At 62.2% G+C, this 14,858-nt stretch carries 15 protein-coding genes and 1 riboswitch; of the genes, 9 read left to right on the forward strand and 6 right to left on the reverse strand.

Features of this window, described 5'->3' with window-relative positions; genetic code table 11:
* Nucleotides 1-65 precede the first annotated feature (65 nt).
* Nucleotides 66-271, reverse strand: a riboswitch (cobalamin riboswitch).
* A gap of 102 nt (nucleotides 272-373) precedes the next feature.
* Both BHC62_RS12795 and cobF read left to right on the forward strand, forming a co-directional pair.
* A complete protein-coding gene (locus BHC62_RS12795) occupies nucleotides 374-925 on the forward strand; it encodes a histidine phosphatase family protein (RefSeq protein WP_070995247.1) in 552 nt (183 codons plus the stop codon).
* A gap of 47 nt (nucleotides 926-972) precedes the next feature.
* On the forward strand, nucleotides 973-1,731 hold the full coding sequence (gene cobF / locus BHC62_RS12800) for a precorrin-6A synthase (deacetylating) (protein ID WP_029293099.1): 759 nt from the start codon (nucleotides 973-975) through the stop codon (nucleotides 1,729-1,731).
* A gap of 134 nt (nucleotides 1,732-1,865) precedes the next feature.
* Here cobF and BHC62_RS12805 read toward each other — a convergent pair whose 3' ends face one another.
* Together BHC62_RS12805 and BHC62_RS12810 are read right to left on the reverse strand one after the other, a co-directional pair.
* The gene (locus BHC62_RS12805; RefSeq protein WP_070995226.1) at nucleotides 1,866-2,450 is read right to left on the reverse strand and encodes a hypothetical protein; all 585 of its coding nucleotides are present in this window, start codon (nucleotides 2,448-2,450) and stop codon (nucleotides 1,866-1,868) included.
* A 73-nt stretch (nucleotides 2,451-2,523) separates the two neighbouring features.
* A complete protein-coding gene (locus BHC62_RS12810; RefSeq protein WP_070995227.1) occupies nucleotides 2,524-4,332 on the reverse strand; it encodes a monovalent cation:proton antiporter-2 (CPA2) family protein in 1,809 nt (602 codons plus the stop codon).
* A gap of 195 nt (nucleotides 4,333-4,527) precedes the next feature.
* Between BHC62_RS12810 and BHC62_RS12815 the strand changes: the two genes are divergently transcribed.
* Both BHC62_RS12815 and BHC62_RS12820 read left to right on the forward strand, forming a co-directional pair.
* Nucleotides 4,528-6,102: a DUF726 domain-containing protein gene (locus BHC62_RS12815; RefSeq protein ID WP_050492765.1), complete on the forward strand. Its 1,575-nt coding sequence runs from the start codon at nucleotides 4,528-4,530 to the stop codon at nucleotides 6,100-6,102.
* Nucleotides 6,103-6,204: 102 nt separating this feature from the next.
* Complete coding sequence (locus BHC62_RS12820) at nucleotides 6,205-7,524, forward strand: Nramp family divalent metal transporter (protein WP_029293091.1); 1,320 nt, start codon at nucleotides 6,205-6,207, stop codon at nucleotides 7,522-7,524.
* A 1-nt stretch (nucleotide 7,525) separates the two neighbouring features.
* On the opposite strand, the gene BHC62_RS12825 is transcribed toward BHC62_RS12820, so the two are convergent.
* Nucleotides 7,526-8,458, reverse strand: coding sequence for a LysR family transcriptional regulator (locus BHC62_RS12825; RefSeq protein ID WP_070995248.1), 933 nt, complete (start codon nucleotides 8,456-8,458; stop codon nucleotides 7,526-7,528).
* Nucleotides 8,459-8,574: 116 nt separating this feature from the next.
* On the opposite strand from BHC62_RS12825, the gene BHC62_RS12830 reads away from it, so the two are divergent.
* From BHC62_RS12830 to BHC62_RS12840, 4 genes are all read left to right on the forward strand, one after another.
* Complete coding sequence (locus BHC62_RS12830; RefSeq protein ID WP_029293087.1) at nucleotides 8,575-9,066, forward strand: DMT family transporter; 492 nt, start codon at nucleotides 8,575-8,577, stop codon at nucleotides 9,064-9,066.
* Nucleotides 9,067-9,070: 4 nt separating this feature from the next.
* Nucleotides 9,071-9,526, forward strand: coding sequence for a DMT family transporter (locus BHC62_RS12835; RefSeq protein ID WP_070995228.1), 456 nt, complete (start codon nucleotides 9,071-9,073; stop codon nucleotides 9,524-9,526).
* A gap of 90 nt (nucleotides 9,527-9,616) precedes the next feature.
* Nucleotides 9,617-9,787 carry a metallothionein gene (locus BHC62_RS27420; protein ID WP_029293082.1) on the forward strand — a complete coding sequence of 57 codons (171 nt, stop codon included), beginning with the start codon at nucleotides 9,617-9,619 and terminating at the stop codon, nucleotides 9,785-9,787.
* 70 nt (nucleotides 9,788-9,857) lie between these two features.
* On the forward strand, nucleotides 9,858-10,274 hold the full coding sequence (locus BHC62_RS12840) for an SRPBCC family protein (protein WP_029293080.1): 417 nt from the start codon (nucleotides 9,858-9,860) through the stop codon (nucleotides 10,272-10,274).
* 9 nt (nucleotides 10,275-10,283) lie between these two features.
* Here the strand turns inward: BHC62_RS12840 and BHC62_RS12845 are convergent, their stop codons facing one another.
* Together BHC62_RS12845 and BHC62_RS12850 are read right to left on the reverse strand one after the other, a co-directional pair.
* Nucleotides 10,284-11,672: a HAMP domain-containing sensor histidine kinase gene (locus tag BHC62_RS12845; RefSeq protein WP_029293078.1), complete on the reverse strand. Its 1,389-nt coding sequence runs from the start codon at nucleotides 11,670-11,672 to the stop codon at nucleotides 10,284-10,286.
* Entirely contained in the window at nucleotides 11,650-12,333 is a 684-nt protein-coding gene (locus tag BHC62_RS12850; RefSeq protein WP_070995229.1) for a response regulator transcription factor, read from the reverse strand. The genes BHC62_RS12845 and BHC62_RS12850 overlap by 23 nt, the downstream gene beginning before the upstream one ends.
* A gap of 378 nt (nucleotides 12,334-12,711) precedes the next feature.
* Here BHC62_RS12850 and BHC62_RS12855 point away from each other — a divergent pair, with 378 nt between their 5' ends.
* Nucleotides 12,712-13,599, forward strand: coding sequence for a hypothetical protein (locus BHC62_RS12855; RefSeq protein WP_070995230.1), 888 nt, complete (start codon nucleotides 12,712-12,714; stop codon nucleotides 13,597-13,599).
* A 144-nt stretch (nucleotides 13,600-13,743) separates the two neighbouring features.
* Here the strand turns inward: BHC62_RS12855 and BHC62_RS12860 are convergent, their stop codons facing one another.
* The gene (locus BHC62_RS12860) at nucleotides 13,744-14,649 is read right to left on the reverse strand and encodes a MurR/RpiR family transcriptional regulator (RefSeq protein WP_029293072.1); all 906 of its coding nucleotides are present in this window, start codon (nucleotides 14,647-14,649) and stop codon (nucleotides 13,744-13,746) included.
* Between the last annotated feature and the right edge of the window lie 209 nt (nucleotides 14,650-14,858).

Here is a 14,858-nt window from a genome sequence, read left to right on the forward strand (position 1 = left end):
AAGCACGCAGGAGAAGGTATCGAGCACACGCCAATACCGGCCCATGCCCGCCCACCGCAGGATTTTGCCAAACAGAAATTCCAGGCCGGTCTCCGGGCTCACGCGTATCGAACCCTTCACCTTCCCATGGCGTTCTGGCCACAGTGGTGTGTCGAAGGGGTCACGCGTATACCGTTGCGGGGGCAGCACCGGACTTGCTCGATCGAGCGTACCGGTTTCCCGTTTCACCCCATGCACGGCGGCATGAGGCACCTGAAACAGGCCGGCATCTGAACATTCCCGCGACCGTTGGTCAACTTATCCAGTGGTCGAACCGGTGGGTCTGGATCGTTGTAATATGTTTGCTTCGCTTGATCACCAGAGCCGCACGTCCATGCAGAGCACCCGATTGACGCTGATTTGCCATGGTGCGACCCGCGCGCAAAAGCTTGGGCATTTCGCCCTTGATGAAGCCCTGGAAACGCCGCCGTCGCCCTTGAGGCTGGCCGCACGTTTCAAAAAAGCGCCACGCCTGTTATGCGGGCCTGAGACCAGGGCCCGGCAAACGGCGACGCTGTTCGGTCAGCACGCCACGATTGATGACGGGTTGCGCGATATGGACGTGGGCCATTGGCGCGGTCGGGATATCAATGACATCGACCGCGACGAACTGACGACCTGGCTCACCGACAGCACCAGCGCGCCTCACCGTGGTGAGTCAGTGACGCAGTTGTGCGAGCGCGTCAGCCAGTGGCTGCAACGCGTCGCAGAGCAGCCCGGCCATGTGCTGGCGGTGACGCATCCGGCGGTGGTTCGTGCTGCGTTGCTTCATGTCATGCAGGCACCCATCGCTATGTTTTACCTGATTGATGTGGAGCCGCTGTCTTCTACCGAGCTGCGTTTCAACAACGTCTGGCGTCTGCGCCTGGAAACGCACGAGACCTGAGTGGCGCGAACATGGCAAAATCCCGGCCCCGCACTGAGAACACCTTCATGAAAAAGATCCTGATCATCGGCATTGGCGCCGGCAACCCCGACTACATCACGATGCAGGCGGTGAAGGCGCTTAACCGTACCGACGTGTTTTTTCTGATGGACAAGGGCCAGAGCAAGGACAAACTGATCGACCTGCGCCGGGAGATCTGCCAGACCTACATTGACGCCGGGCATGCCTACCGCTTTGTCGAAGCCGACTGCCCCGAGCGTGTGCGTGGCGAGATCGACTACACCACGGCTGTGCAGGATCTGAACCGCGACAAGCAACAGACCTTCGAGCGGATGATCAACGAACAAATGGCCGACGGCGAAGTGGGGGCCTTCCTGGCCTGGGGCGACCCGGCGTTGTACGACAGCACCATCCGCATCCTGCAGGCGATTCTGGCCAGTGGCAGCTGTACGTTTGAGTTCGAGGTCATCCCCGGCATCACCAGCGTCCAGGCCCTGGCGGCCCAGCATAAAGTGCCGCTGAACCGCATCGGCCGTTCCATCGAGATCACCACCGGGCGCCGGCTTGCGGCGGGGCAGGTCGGTGATGCCGATACGCTGGTGGTGATGCTGGACGCCGAGGACTCCTACCGGAGCGTCGCGGATCAGCAGATGGACATCTACTGGGGCGCGTACCTGGGCACCCCGGATGAAATCCTGATCAGCGGCAAGGTGGCCGAAGTGGCCGACGAAATCGAGCGCGTGCGCAAGGCGGCGCGCCAGGCCAATGGCTGGATCATGGATACCTACCTGCTGCGCAAGCCGTAGGGAGGAATGCAGTTAAACCTGTGGGAGCGGGCTTGCCCGCGATAGCGGTGTGTCAGTAGACATCTAACTAACTGACCCACTGCAATCGCGGGCAAGCCCGCTCCCACATTGGATTTGTGGTGCTTAGGAGGATGTCACTTGCCGCTGGTAATCTGCCTGACCAGCAACTCATGCCCCGTCACATCTTCAGCCCGGGAGATGGCCTGTATCACCAGCAACCGGTTGCCAGAACCCGCGAGAAACATCGAGTTCAAGGTCTTGCCGCCGCCCATGCTGGCGGTGCCATCAACCTGGCGCAGGCCCACGCCCTTGACCAGGAGTTTCTTCTGCGCCAGTTTCTTGTAGTCCGGCAGGCTGGTGCCTATCTCCTTGAGGAAACCTTTAACCGCGCTATCGAGAAACAGCGGTTCGTCGTCCTTCAGGTCGATGCCATCGTTGCGCAGGGTCTGGGCCACCACCACTACGCTTTTTGACGCCTTGTTGATATACATCGTGCTGTTGGCGCCCGCAGTGCCTTGGGCTTGTACGCCGGCGGGCAAGGCCTCGGCGACGTAGCCCTTGGGCAGGGTGAAGGTGAACTTGCCGTCCAGGGTCGAGACGATCTGGAATTCATCCGGCGGCAGCGGGGCCGGCTTGGCGGCCGCGAACAGCGGGCTGGCGCCCAGGCTGACGGTCAGCGCCAGGGCCAGGCGGGCTGCGGTTTTGCTGAGGCTGAGCATGAGGTCTTCCAATGGATGAACGAAATTGCGTCATATTCTGTCAGAAAATTCGCAACTTCGTTCTGATCCATCCTCAGACCTTCCCGGACTCTTCCTCAAGGCGGTCCATTTCAAACAAACGGGCCAACTCCGCACGGGACTCCTGGGCCGACTGCATCACCTTGGCCGCATCGTCATACACCGCGTGCTGGGCGGTCAGCAGTTGCAGGTCGTGGTGCTTGAAGCGGTTGATCCGCGCATCGGCCTGGGTCTCGCTCAGTCCCAGGCCGACCAGGGTGCGGCGGCTCATTTCCAGGCTGGAATAGAAGGTTTCACGCACCGGTGACGCGTCCAGGTCCACCAGGCGATGCACGTGCTGACGGTTGCGGGCACGGGCGATGATTTTCATGTGCGGGTAGAGGTTGCGCACCAGTTCGGCGGTCTTGATGTTGATTTCCGGATCATCCATCGCGATCACAAAGTACTCGGCCTGGTCGACCTTCGCGGCATGCAGGATTTCCGGGCGCTGGGGGTCACCGTAAAACACCGGCATGCCGCCGAAACTGCGGGTCAGCTCGATGGTTTCCACTGAGGTGTCGAGGGCGATAAACGAAATGTTCTGCGCCCGCAGGATCCGCGCCACGATCTGCCCCATACGGCCCATGCCCGCGATCACCACCCGTGGCGCGTCGCTCTCGATGGCGCGGTACTCTTCTGGCACTTCTACCGGTTTGGTCTTGGGTCGAAACAGCTTGGGGCACAGCAGCAACAGCAGCGGGGTGAGGGCCATCGACAGGGTGATGGTCAGCACCAACACGTCGTACAGATGCGGAGCGAACAGGCCCTGGTCGCGGCCGATCTTGAACACCACGAAGGCGAACTCACCACCGGCCGCCAGCACCACACCCAGGCGCACTGCGCTCTCGCGGTTGAGTTCGCCGACCATCTGCCCGACCGCGTACAGCAGCGGCAACTTGATAGCGATCAGCAGCAGGGTCAGCCCCAGCACCACAAAGGGCGTGCTGAACAACAGGCCGATATTGGCGCCCATGCCCACGCTGATAAAGAACAGCCCCAGCAACAGGCCTTTGAACGGCTCGATTTGCGACTCCAGCTCGTGGCGGTATTCCGAGTCGGCCAGCAGCAGGCCGGCGAGGAATGCGCCGAGGGCCATGGACACGCCCACCAACTCCATCAGCCAGGCGGTGCCGATCACCACCAGCAGCGCGGTGGCGGTGGACACTTCGCGCAGACCGGTCTTGGCGACGATGCGAAACACCGGGCGCAGCAAGTAGCGACCGCCGATGATCACCACGGCGATACTGCCCAATACCTGCAAACCGTGGTTCAGGTCCTGGGCGGCGGTGGTGGTGTGGTCACTGCCGGCCAGCAGCGGCACCATAGCGATCAGCGGGATTGCCGCGATGTCCTGGAACAGCAGGATCGCAAAGGCCAGGCGCCCGTGGGGGCTGTTCAGCTCCTTGCGTTCGGCCAGGCTTTGCAGGCCGAAGGCCGTGGAGGAAAGCGCCAGCCCCAGGCCCAGCACAATCGCGCTGTTCCATGACTGGCCAAACGCCCAGAGCGCCACTGCGCCCATCACCATGGCAGTCAACAACACTTGCGCCAGACCCACGCCAAACACCGCCTTGCGCATCACCCACAGGCGTTTGGGTGACAGTTCCAGGCCGATGATGAACAGCAACAACACCACCCCCAGTTCGGAGAACTGCGCGACGCTTTGCGGGTTGCCCACCAGGCCCAGTACCGAGGGGCCGATAATCACACCGGCGAACAGATAGCCCAGCACCGCCCCCAGTTTCAGGTGCTTGGCCAGGGGCACGGTGAGCACCGCGGCCAACAGGAACACCACGGCCGCTTGTAACAGGTTGCCTTCATGGGGCATCGCTTACTCCAGGATCTTTGAGGCGAATCGACAGGGCGCTATTAGAACGCGGTTTGGCGTTTTTGAATCTGAATTTTTACTAAAACCTTGGCCACGCGAGTGGCTCTGTCATCAGTAGATTGCTGTCTATCGCCATCCATGCAGGGCGGGTTCTTGCTACTATCGCCCTCCGTCGTCACCAGGAGCCAGCGCCTCATGCAACACCAGTGGGATGAAATGCACCGCACCCGCAAGCCTTCGTTCGTGCTGTGCGGCGAGCCCCAGGGGCAGGTGCTCAATCTCTATGTCCATGGCTATTCTGCGTTTTTCAACCAGCAACAGTTGGCCAGTTTCCAGGCGCAACTGGCGGGGATCGAGGGCTCGACCAACCTGATGCTGTTCTGGCCCGCCGGGCATTTCCTGGAAAACCTGTTCGCGCCCTTCAAGGACATCATTACCTCGATGCTCGGCGGCGGCACCCTGGGTGCGGCCACCGTGGGCCTGGGCAAGGCGGTGGGCTATTTTCTCGATCACTACAAAAGTGTTGAGGCACGGGTGGACGAAGTGGCCAGGACGCTGTTGGAGGAACTGGCCAACTACCTGCACGCCGAGTCGATCGACGTGCGCCAGATCAACCTGATCGGCCATTCCCTGGGCGCTCGCCTGCTGGTCAAGAGCCTGCTGGCCAACCCGGAGCTGGCCCGGGAGCTGCCGCTCAATCACCTGTTGTTGATGGGCGGCGCGATTTGCACGTCCAGCCCCTGGGAACAGGTATCGGCGCCGCTCAAGGGGCGGGTGATCAACTGCCATTCCAGCAAGGACTGGGCCCTGGCGCTCAAACCGGATGCCGAGCGCTGCATTGGCCGATACGCCATCCCCCTGACGCCATCCCTCAAGGGCAAAGTGACCAATGTGCATCTGGTCACCTTCGACCACGCTGCCTACTGGCCGCAGTTGAAAACCGTGGTGCAGTACACCGACTTGCTGCACGAACGCCGCGGCATGATCCGTGCGGACCAGCGCAGTGCCGAGGTGCGTTTTGCCGAGGAAGACGTGGACCTGTTGCCGGTGCTGCGTCAGGCACGGGCGCCAGAGCTGCAGTTTCTCGCCGAGCTGATGGCCGCCAAGCGCAGCGCGACCATCGATGCCCAGGTGCGCGACCCATTGCAACTGGCCATCGAGTTGCAGCGCATGGGCGGTGACAGCTTTATGAACCTGGCCCGTGGGCATGGGGTGAGTTATCGCCAATTGGCCCAGGACGTGGCCCTGCGCGTTGGGCTCAAGTTTGACCAGCCCCTCGACAGTGTGGCCCTGGTGAGCCTGGAAGAGCGGGTCGCCGAGACCCTGATCGAGCAGTACAAGGACAAACTCAGCCTGGCCGACCGCGCGGTGTTCGAGGCCGAACTCCGGGCGGCGGCGCAAAAGGAGCAGGGCTTTTTCAACCGATTCGATGTCGGCCGTTCGGCCACCACTGCCCTGAGCGGTACGGCGCTGGCCGGGCTGACCGGGTTTATCCTGCGCCGAGGTGCGGCCACGGCGATTCCGGTGGTGGGGCAGGCGCTGGCGGCGGCTATGCTGCTGGTGAGCGGGGTGCGGGCGTTTTCCGGGCCGGCGTATTCCATCACCACCCTGGCGGTGTTGGTGCTGGGGGTGATTCGCCAGCGTATGGAACGTGAGGCGCTGAATCAGGAAATGGATCTGGTAGCGCAGGTAGTCGAGGCGCTTGATCTCCGTGGCGAGGGGGCTTGTCCCCCGCTGGGCTGCGCAGCAGCCCCAGTAAGCCTCACCTAGATACCGGGATAGCAGGTTTTGGGGCTGCTGCGCAGCCCAGCGGGGGACAAGCCCCCTCGCCACCGGTAACACCGATACCCATATATTTGTCTGGTACCCAACGTGAAATTCAGTCTGCCGAAAATTGCCACTGCCCCGTTCTGCCCCCCGGAAGTGGCGGGCACCATCCCCGTTGATCCGCGCGCGTCGTTTTTCAAACGGGTGCTGCAGTTTGCCGGCCCTGGCCTGCTGATCTCCATCGGCTACATGGACCCCGGCAACTGGGCCACGGCCATCGAGGCCGGCTCGCGCTACGGCTACAACCTGCTGTTCGTGGTTTTGCTCGCGAGCCTGGCGGGGATGGCGGTGCAGTGCCTGTGTTCGCGGCTGGGCATCGCCACTGGCAAGGACCTGGCGCAATTGTGCCGAGAACGCTACAGCCAGCGTTCAGCGCGCACGCAATGGGTGCTGGCGGAAATCTCGATCATCGCCACCGACCTGGCCGAGGTCCTTGGCTGCGCCCTGGCGTTTCACCTGCTGCTGGGGGTTTCGCTGACGACCGGCATTGTCATCACGGCCTTTGACACGCTGCTGATCCTGGCCCTGCAAAACCGTGGCTTCCGGCGCCTGGAGGCGATCATGCTGGCGCTGGTGGCGACCATCGGCGTGTGTTTTTTCGTCGAACTGGTGTTGATCAAGCCTTATTGGCCGGACGTCATGCGCGGTTTCACACCGTCCCTCTCGGCGATCAGTGACGCCGCGCCGCTGTACCTGGCCATCGGTATCCTCGGGGCCACGGTGATGCCCCATAACCTGTACCTGCACACGTCCATCGTGCAAACCCGCCTGTTCGGCAAGGACCTGGCCAGCCGCCAGGACGCGGTCAAGCTGGCGCGCATCGATACCATCGGCTCCCTGGCCCTGGCCCTGCTGGTCAACTCGGCGATCCTGGTGCTGGCGGCTGCGGCGTTCCACCAGACCGGCCATACCGAGGTGGTAGAAATCCAGGACGCCTACCACCTGCTGGACCCGCTGGTGGGCGGTGCCTTTGCCAGTATCCTGTTCGGCATTGCCTTGCTGGCGTCCGGGCAAAGCTCGACCTTCACGGGCACCATCGCCGGCCAGGTGATCATGGAGGGCTACCTCAACCTGCGGATTCCCTGCTGGCAACGCCGCCTGATCACCCGTGGCCTGGCGCTGATCCCGGCGTTCCTCGGGGTGTGGTTGATGGGCGACGATGCCATCGGCAAATTGCTGGTCCTCAGCCAGGTGGTCCTCAGCCTGCAGTTGCCCTTTGCCTTGTACCCGCTGATCCGCATGACCGGCGACCGCCAACTGATGGGGCCGTTCGTCAATCGCCTGCCCACCCGGATCCTGGCCTGGAGCCTGTTCAGCGTGATCAGTGGCGCCAACGCCTGGTTGATCGGCCAGTGGCTGTTCTGATTCAGCGGTCCCAGTAGGGCACGCTGCCGAAGCGTTCGACAAAAAAGTCGATGACCGTGCGGACCTTCACCGACAACCGCCGGCTGCCGGGCCACAGGGCGGCAATCTGCTGCGGCTCCAGGGTGGTTGCCACTTCGTAGTCGGTCAGTACCGCCTGCAAGCGCCCGGCGCGCAGGCTGTCGCCGATCAGCCAGGAAGGAAACACCACGAACCCCAGGCCTTGTTCGGCAGCGCGGGCCAGGGTGTCGGCGTGGTTGCCGGTGATCGGGCCCTTGACCGTGTAGGGCGTCCAGTCGCCCTGTTCGCGGCGAAAGTACCAACGCTGCTGGCCGTTCACGCCCTTGTACGCCAGGCATTGGTGATTGATCAGCTCATCGGGATGGCGCGGCGTGCCGCAGCGCGCCAGGTACTCGGGGCTGGCGGCGATGCGGTAGCGCTGGGGCGCAAAAATGCGCGCCTGCATCCCGGAGTCGTTGAGCACGCCGATTCGGAACAACAGGTCGGCGCCTTCCTGCAAGGGGTCGACGTAGGTGTCGGTCTGCTGGATATCCAGTTGCAGCTTGGGGTATCGCTGGCACAACTCGGCCAGCCAGGGCGACAGGTGCCGTTGGCCGAAGACCATGGGCGCATTGATCCGCACCAGGCCGCTGGGCTCGCTTTCCTGTTCTTGCAGGGCCTGGCCGGCCTCTTCCAGCTGTTGCAGCATCAGGCGCGCATGATGCCCAAGCAAGCGCCCGGCTTCCGTGGGGCTGACCGCACGGGTATGCCGATAGAGCAATTGCTGGCTCAGGGCCTGTTCCATCAACTGGATCTGCCGGGAAATGGAGGAGGGCGCCAGGCCTTCGCGGCGTGCGACTTCGGAGAAGCTGCCGTGGTCCAGCACCGCTACAAACAGGCGCAGCGCCTTGAAACTCAACTCGTTGAAGCCCAGCATGGCCACTCCGTTCTGTGCGTGTTGCGCAAAGGTGTTGTCTGCATGCTCCCATTTATCGCACAGCAGGGCCACCGGATAATGCGCGCCATTGTTCTTCTCTGACGTGTAGGTGGTGTATGCAAACTTCTTCTCTCGAGGCCGCGACCCAGACGCCGGCCCGCCCCAAGCACCGGCTGGGCCTGCTGCTGTTGCCGCTGGTGATCCTGGCGGGCATGGGCCTGTCGGTGGAAGCTGGCCTGTTGGGCCCGTTGGGCGCCCAGGTGGGGCACCTATGGGCGACCTTGAGCATCTTCGGGGTGGGCACGGCAATCCTGCTGCTGCTCCTGCTGTTCAGCGGCCCGCAAAAAGGCCCGGCCCTCAATGAACTGCCGCGCTGGCAACTGATCGGTGGCTTTCTGGGGCCGATGTATGTGGTGGTGCTGACCCTGGCCACGCCCCATATCGGGATTGCCATGACCATGATTGCGATCCTCTCCGGCCAGGTCGGCAAGAGCGTGCTGATCGACCACTTCGGCTGGTTTGGCACCGCCCGCAAGCGGGTCAATGGCGAACGCTGGATTGCGCTGCTGTTGATTGTGGTGGCGCTTGTTTTGATTGCACGGGGTTAAGGTAATGAATCTGATTCTATTGTTGGTGCTGGTGGTTGCCGCAGGCGCGGTGTTGAGTGTGCAAGCTGCGATCAATGGGCGCCTGGGGCAAACCGTCGGCGTGCTGCGCAGCAGCCTGGTGACGTTCTCGGTGGGCACGCTGGTGACCGGCCTGTTGATTCTGTTCTTCGAACCGGCCCAGGCGGTGAGCCTGCTCGAGGTGCCCAAGTGGCAATTGACCGGGGCGTTGTTCGGCGTGGTGTACATGATGGTGATGGTCGGCGCGGTACCCATCGTGGGCACGGCGGTGGCGACAGTGGCGGTCATCGTCGGCCAATTGGCCATGGGCATGCTGATCGACAACTTCGGCTGGATGGGCAACACGGCCATCGAACTGTCCACTAGCCGGGTGTTGGCGATGCTGTGCCTGGCATTGGCGTTGGTGTTCATGTATCGCAGCAGTACACGCCAGGCTGATTAACGGCGCTGAACCTTGGGTGTCGGCCGGCAGTCACTGCTTAAGGTGCCGGCATTCGCTGCACCGGGACGACCATGAAAAAGGAGTCTGATCATGCCAGATCCAACCTGTGCCTGCCCTCATTGCAAATGTGTACTGGGGCAGAACGCTGTGACCAAAGACGGTAAGGGCTATTGCTGCCAGGGTTGTGCCGAGCATCATGCCCATGGTGAGCCGTGCGAGTCGGCCACCGGGTGCGAGTGTGCCAAGTCGGCCCACGGCTGACCGGCCAATAGCGCCAACACCGCCAGGCAGCGTAAGCTGCCTGACTTTCCCCCTGTCGTGGAGTTTTATCGTGGCCAAAGCAGCTGCTTGCATTGAAATCCCGGTCTCGGCCGATCAAGTCTGGCAACTGGTTGGCGGGTTCAACTCGTTGCCCGATTGGCTGCCGCTGATTGCCAAGAGCGAGCCGGGCGAAGGCGGGCGCGTGCGCCACCTGCAAACCGTGGATGGCGCGGTGGTGGTCGAGCATTTGCAGACCTTTGATAACGTGGCGCGTACCTACAGCTATACCATCAGTGAGTCGCCGTTCCCGGTCAGTGCGTATCTGGCGACATTGCAGGTTCAAGCGCTGGGCGAGCACTCGGCCAAAGTCACCTGGTCGGGTGTGTTCACCCCGATTGCCGGTGTGACCGATGCAGAGGTTGAAGAGCTGTTCAGCGGCGTTTACACCGGCGGCGTTGAGGCGCTGCGCAAAAACTTCCCGGCCTGATTGCTGTTTCTACAGAGGGGTTTGTGCGCGGCAGTGCAGGGTCAATCGCGCGCCGCCGCGCTCGCTGCTGCCGACTTCCAGCCCAAAGCCATGCAGGTTGACGATCGCCGCCACAATCGACAGGCCCAGGCCAAAGCTGCCCTGTTGCTGACCGTCACCAACCCGGTAAAAACGCTGGAACACGGCCACCCGTTCCGCTTCGGGAATCCCTGGGCCGGTGTCCACTACCTCGATGCATGTGCTGCCGGCATCATTGATGCCGCGCAGCAGCACCTCGCCGCCCGGCGGGGTGAACTTGATTGAATTGCTCAGCAGGTTGGCCAGGGCCTCGAACAGCAGCGCCCGGTCGCCGGTAACCGAGGGCAATGCTTCGGGGGCTTGCAACAGCAGTTCCAGCTGACCTTCTTCCGCCAACGGCAGGTAGAAGTCATGGAGTTCCTGGAGCAAGGGCAAAGGATCGAACACCTGGAAGCCGGAGCGGCGTTGACGGTCTTCCAATTCGGAGATGCGCAGCAAACCGCGAAAGCGCGCCATCAACGTGTCGGTCTCGCTGATCACCTCATCGAGCTGCAAAGCCTGGGGCGAGCCGTCGGCGGTCTGCTGCTTGATCCGATACAACTGCGCACGCAAGCGGGTCAGTGGGGTGCGCAGGTCGTGGGCAATGTTGTCGCATACGCCCTTGACCTCGTTCATCAGCTTTTCGATGCGCTCAAGCATGGCGTTGACGATGGCCGCCAGCATGTCCAGTTCGTCGCGGCGGTTGGACAGCGGCAGGCGATGGGTCAGGTCGCCGGCGACGATGGCTTCGGCGCTGGCCTGGATCCCGCGAATCCGCCGCAAGGGGCGCCGGCGTAGCAGGTGCCAGCCGGCGACGCCGGGGATGATGGTCAGCGAGATTGCCCAGAGCAGGGCCTGCAGAATGATCCGGGTCACGCCCAGTAACGAGCCGTTATCGCGCACCAGCACCAGCCAGCGGCCATCCTGGGTGTGGGTCGCCACCGCATCGCAACTGCCCCGGGGCAGTTTCGGGTCGTCCGATTCGGTGCAGTTGGCCAGGGCATGGATGTGCCCGTCGAGGGGCAAGTCTGCCGGGATCTGCTGGATCGGGCCGCTAAGGGGCCGTTGTTGCCCATCGAACAGGCCATAGGCGTCAATGCCCTTCATATCGAAGGTCATGCTGGTGGCCAGGGCTTCATCCAGTTGCGCGCCCTCAAAGCGCTGGAACAGGTGCCGGCGCTGCATCAGCGAGTGGCGCGAGAGGTCGCCCAGGTAACCCGAGACTTCGTAATAGAGCACCCCCATGAGGATGCAACTCCAGGCCACGAACAGCGAGCTGTACAGGGCCAGCAGGCGGCTGCTGGAGGAGCGCCAGCCGTTAGACGGGTTCAGCAATGACATAGCCCGAACCTCGTACCGTGCGGATCAGCGGCGTCAGGCCCGGCGGGTCGATTTTCTTGCGCAGGCGGCCAATGTGCACGTCGATCAGGTTGGTGCCCGGGTCGAAGTGATAGCCCCAGACTTCCTCGAAGATCATCATCCGCGAGAGGATCTGCCCGGTGTTGCGCATCAGGAATTCCAGCAATTTGTACTCGGTGGGCAGCAGGCTCAGTGGCTGGTCGGCGCGACTGGCTTCGCGGCTGATCAGGTTCAGTTCCAGGTCGGCCACGCGCAATGCGGTTTGCGCGGTCTTGAGCGCCTTGTTGCGCCGCAGCAGCACCTCGACCCGGGCCGCCATCTCGTCGGAGGCAAAGGGTTTGGTCAGGTAGTCATCGCCCCCGGCGCGCAGCCCGCGCACTCGCTCATCCACGTCGGAGAGGGCGCTGATCATCAGGATCGGCGTCGCCACCCCGAGGGTGCGCAAGGTGGTGACGATGGCCAGGCCATCGAGCTCCGGGAGCATGCGGTCGAGGGTGATCAGGTCGTAATCGCCACTCACCGCCCGCGACAGGCCCTCGCGGCCGTTGTCGACCCAATCCACGTCCAGTCCATGACTGCTCAACTCGGCGACGATCTCGCGGGCCGTCACGGCGTCGTCTTCGATGGTCAAAATGCGCGTCATAAGGGTTACCTGGTCACACGGGAATGGGGGGCATTTTGCCAAGAAATGATCGCGAGGTTTCTAAAAGAAAATTCATGTAGGGCTCGGTCTATGTGGGAGCGGGCTTGCCCGCGATGGCGCACGGTCAGTTGATAAATAGTTGACTGATATACCGTCATCGCGGGCAAGCCCGCTCCCACAGGGGTTGGCGGATGGCTTGGGAATGCATAACGCCCGCCACTTACGCGGCGTTCTTGCAAGTTGCATGATCCTAGGAAGTTCAACTTACTTATCTCATTGAAATTAAAAGGTTTTTATTTTTGTGGCTACTGGCACGGCGCCTGCACTGTCCCTTTTGACAGATGTAACACCATTTTTCATGCCTGGAGCACAACAACAATGATGACATCCTCATCCACTTTGCAAGAGTCGAGCACGCTCTCCGGGGTTTCCTGGGGGGCGATCTTTGCCGGGGCCGCAGCTGCCGCTGCATTGTCCCTGGTCCTGGTGTTGCTGGGCTTCGGCCTGGGCTTTTCGGCGGTGTCGCCGTGGGCCGACAGCGGCATCAGCGCCAAGGGCCTGGGCATTTCCACGATTGTCTGGCTGGCCTTCACCCAGATTGTCGCGGCGGGGCTGGGCGGTTATATCGCCGGCCGGCTGCGGGTCAAGTGGGCCAATATGCATGGCGATGAGGTGTACTTTCGCGACACCGCCCACGGCTTTCTCGCCTGGGCCGTGGCCACGCTGGTGACCGCAACCCTGGTGGTCGGCTCGGTCAGCAGTATTGTCGGTGGTGGTGTACAGGCAGGTGCCAGCGTGGCTTCGGGTGCCGCCAGCGGCTTGACCCAGGCTGCCGGCAACGCGGCCAATGGCGATGACTTCGGCTATTACGTCGACAGCCTGTTCCGCGATGATCGCCCGGCAGCGGCCAGTGATGACGCAGTGCATGGCGTGGTGGCGCGGATCTTCGCCCGCACCCTGGGCAACGATGGCCAACTGGCCCCGCAAGACCGTGCCTACCTGGCGCAGTTGATCAGCCAGCGCACCAACCTCAGCCAGGCCGATGCCGAACGGCGTGTCGACCAGGTCTACGGTGATGCCCGCAAAGCCCTGGAAGATGCCAAGTTGAAGGCCAGACAGGCCGCCGATACCGCCAGCAAGATCGCCGCCGTGACCTCGTTGTGGACCTTCGTCGCGCTGTTGCTCGGTGCCTTCTTTGCCAGCTTCGCCGCAACCTTCGGCGGTCGCCGTCGGGATGCCGTGGTGTACCTGGAAACCATTCGTTAATTAAAGGAGAACGTCATGCGCTCATTACTGCTGTGGTTCCTCGGTGTGCCTATCCCGGTCATTATCCTGATCGCGATCTTTATGCACTGATCCACTGAGGTGCTTGATCAAGGCCGCTCCTGTATCGCAGGAGCGGCCTTTTTTTTAATCGTCAAACCCCACCTGCTCGTGAATCTCATCGACCTTCAGCTCCAGCCGGTACGCCACGGCAATAAACAGCGCCTGGCACAGGCACAGCGTGGCACTCAGCGAGCGGAACGCAAACGACGACCCTTCATTGACCAGCAACACCGTGTTGGCACGCTTGGCCAGCGGTGACAGGTTGCTGTCGGTGATGATCAACGTCTTGGCCTGGTGATGCTGGGCGATGCGCAGGCAGTGCTGCGTTTCCTTGCCGTAGGGGGTAAAGCTGATGGCGATCACCAGGTCATTGGCACGCACGCTGCGCATCTGTTCGCGGTAGCTGCCGCCCAGCCCCGAGACCAGGTGGATGCGCTTGTTGGTGTGCTGCAGGTTGTAGACCAGGTAGTCGGCCACTGCAAAAGACCGGCGCACCCCGACCACGTAGATATTGTCGGCGTTGACCACCAGGTCCACGGCTTTCTCGAAGGCGGCGTCGTCCAACTCCAGGCCCAGGCGCTCGATGCCAGACAGCGTGGCATTCACGCATTCACGGGCCAGATCGCCGGCGCTGGCTTTCTGCGACTTGTTGGCGATCATGCTGCGAATGCGCTGCTGGTAGTTCTGCACCGGCGTGGTCTTGTGGGTATACGCCTCGCGAAACAGCGCCTGCATTTCACTGAACCCGCTGAAACCAAAGCGCTGGGAAAAGCGCACGATGGCCGATGGGTGGACTTCGCATTCCCGGGCGATATCGCTGATGCGATCGACCATGATCCGATCGCTCTGCTGGCTCATGTAACTGGCGATGCGCTTGAGCTGGCGGGGCAGGCTTTCGTATTCATCGGTGATCAGCTGCAACAGACGCTCGGCATTGATCGGAGGGCTGGCGAGCGTCTCGGTGGGAGCCTGCTGATCGGTGCGGGACATGGGCAATCCTTTTGGCTTGTTCTTACAGGGCAGGTGAGCGGCACCTTGCCCCTGACAATAGGTCGATGGGCGCAAGTCTACAGGGAAGGCGGCAAAAAATATCTTAATGGAATATATATTCCACATAAAATATTTATGGAATAAATATTGATTGATGGCGTGGGACGTCCTAGTCTGCATCCACCAAGAGCGTCGCCATCACGATGGCC

It is taken from the genome of Pseudomonas sp. 06C 126 (genome assembly GCF_001855215.1).
In the GTDB taxonomy this organism is placed as follows: domain Bacteria; phylum Pseudomonadota; class Gammaproteobacteria; order Pseudomonadales; family Pseudomonadaceae; genus Aquipseudomonas; species Aquipseudomonas proteolytica.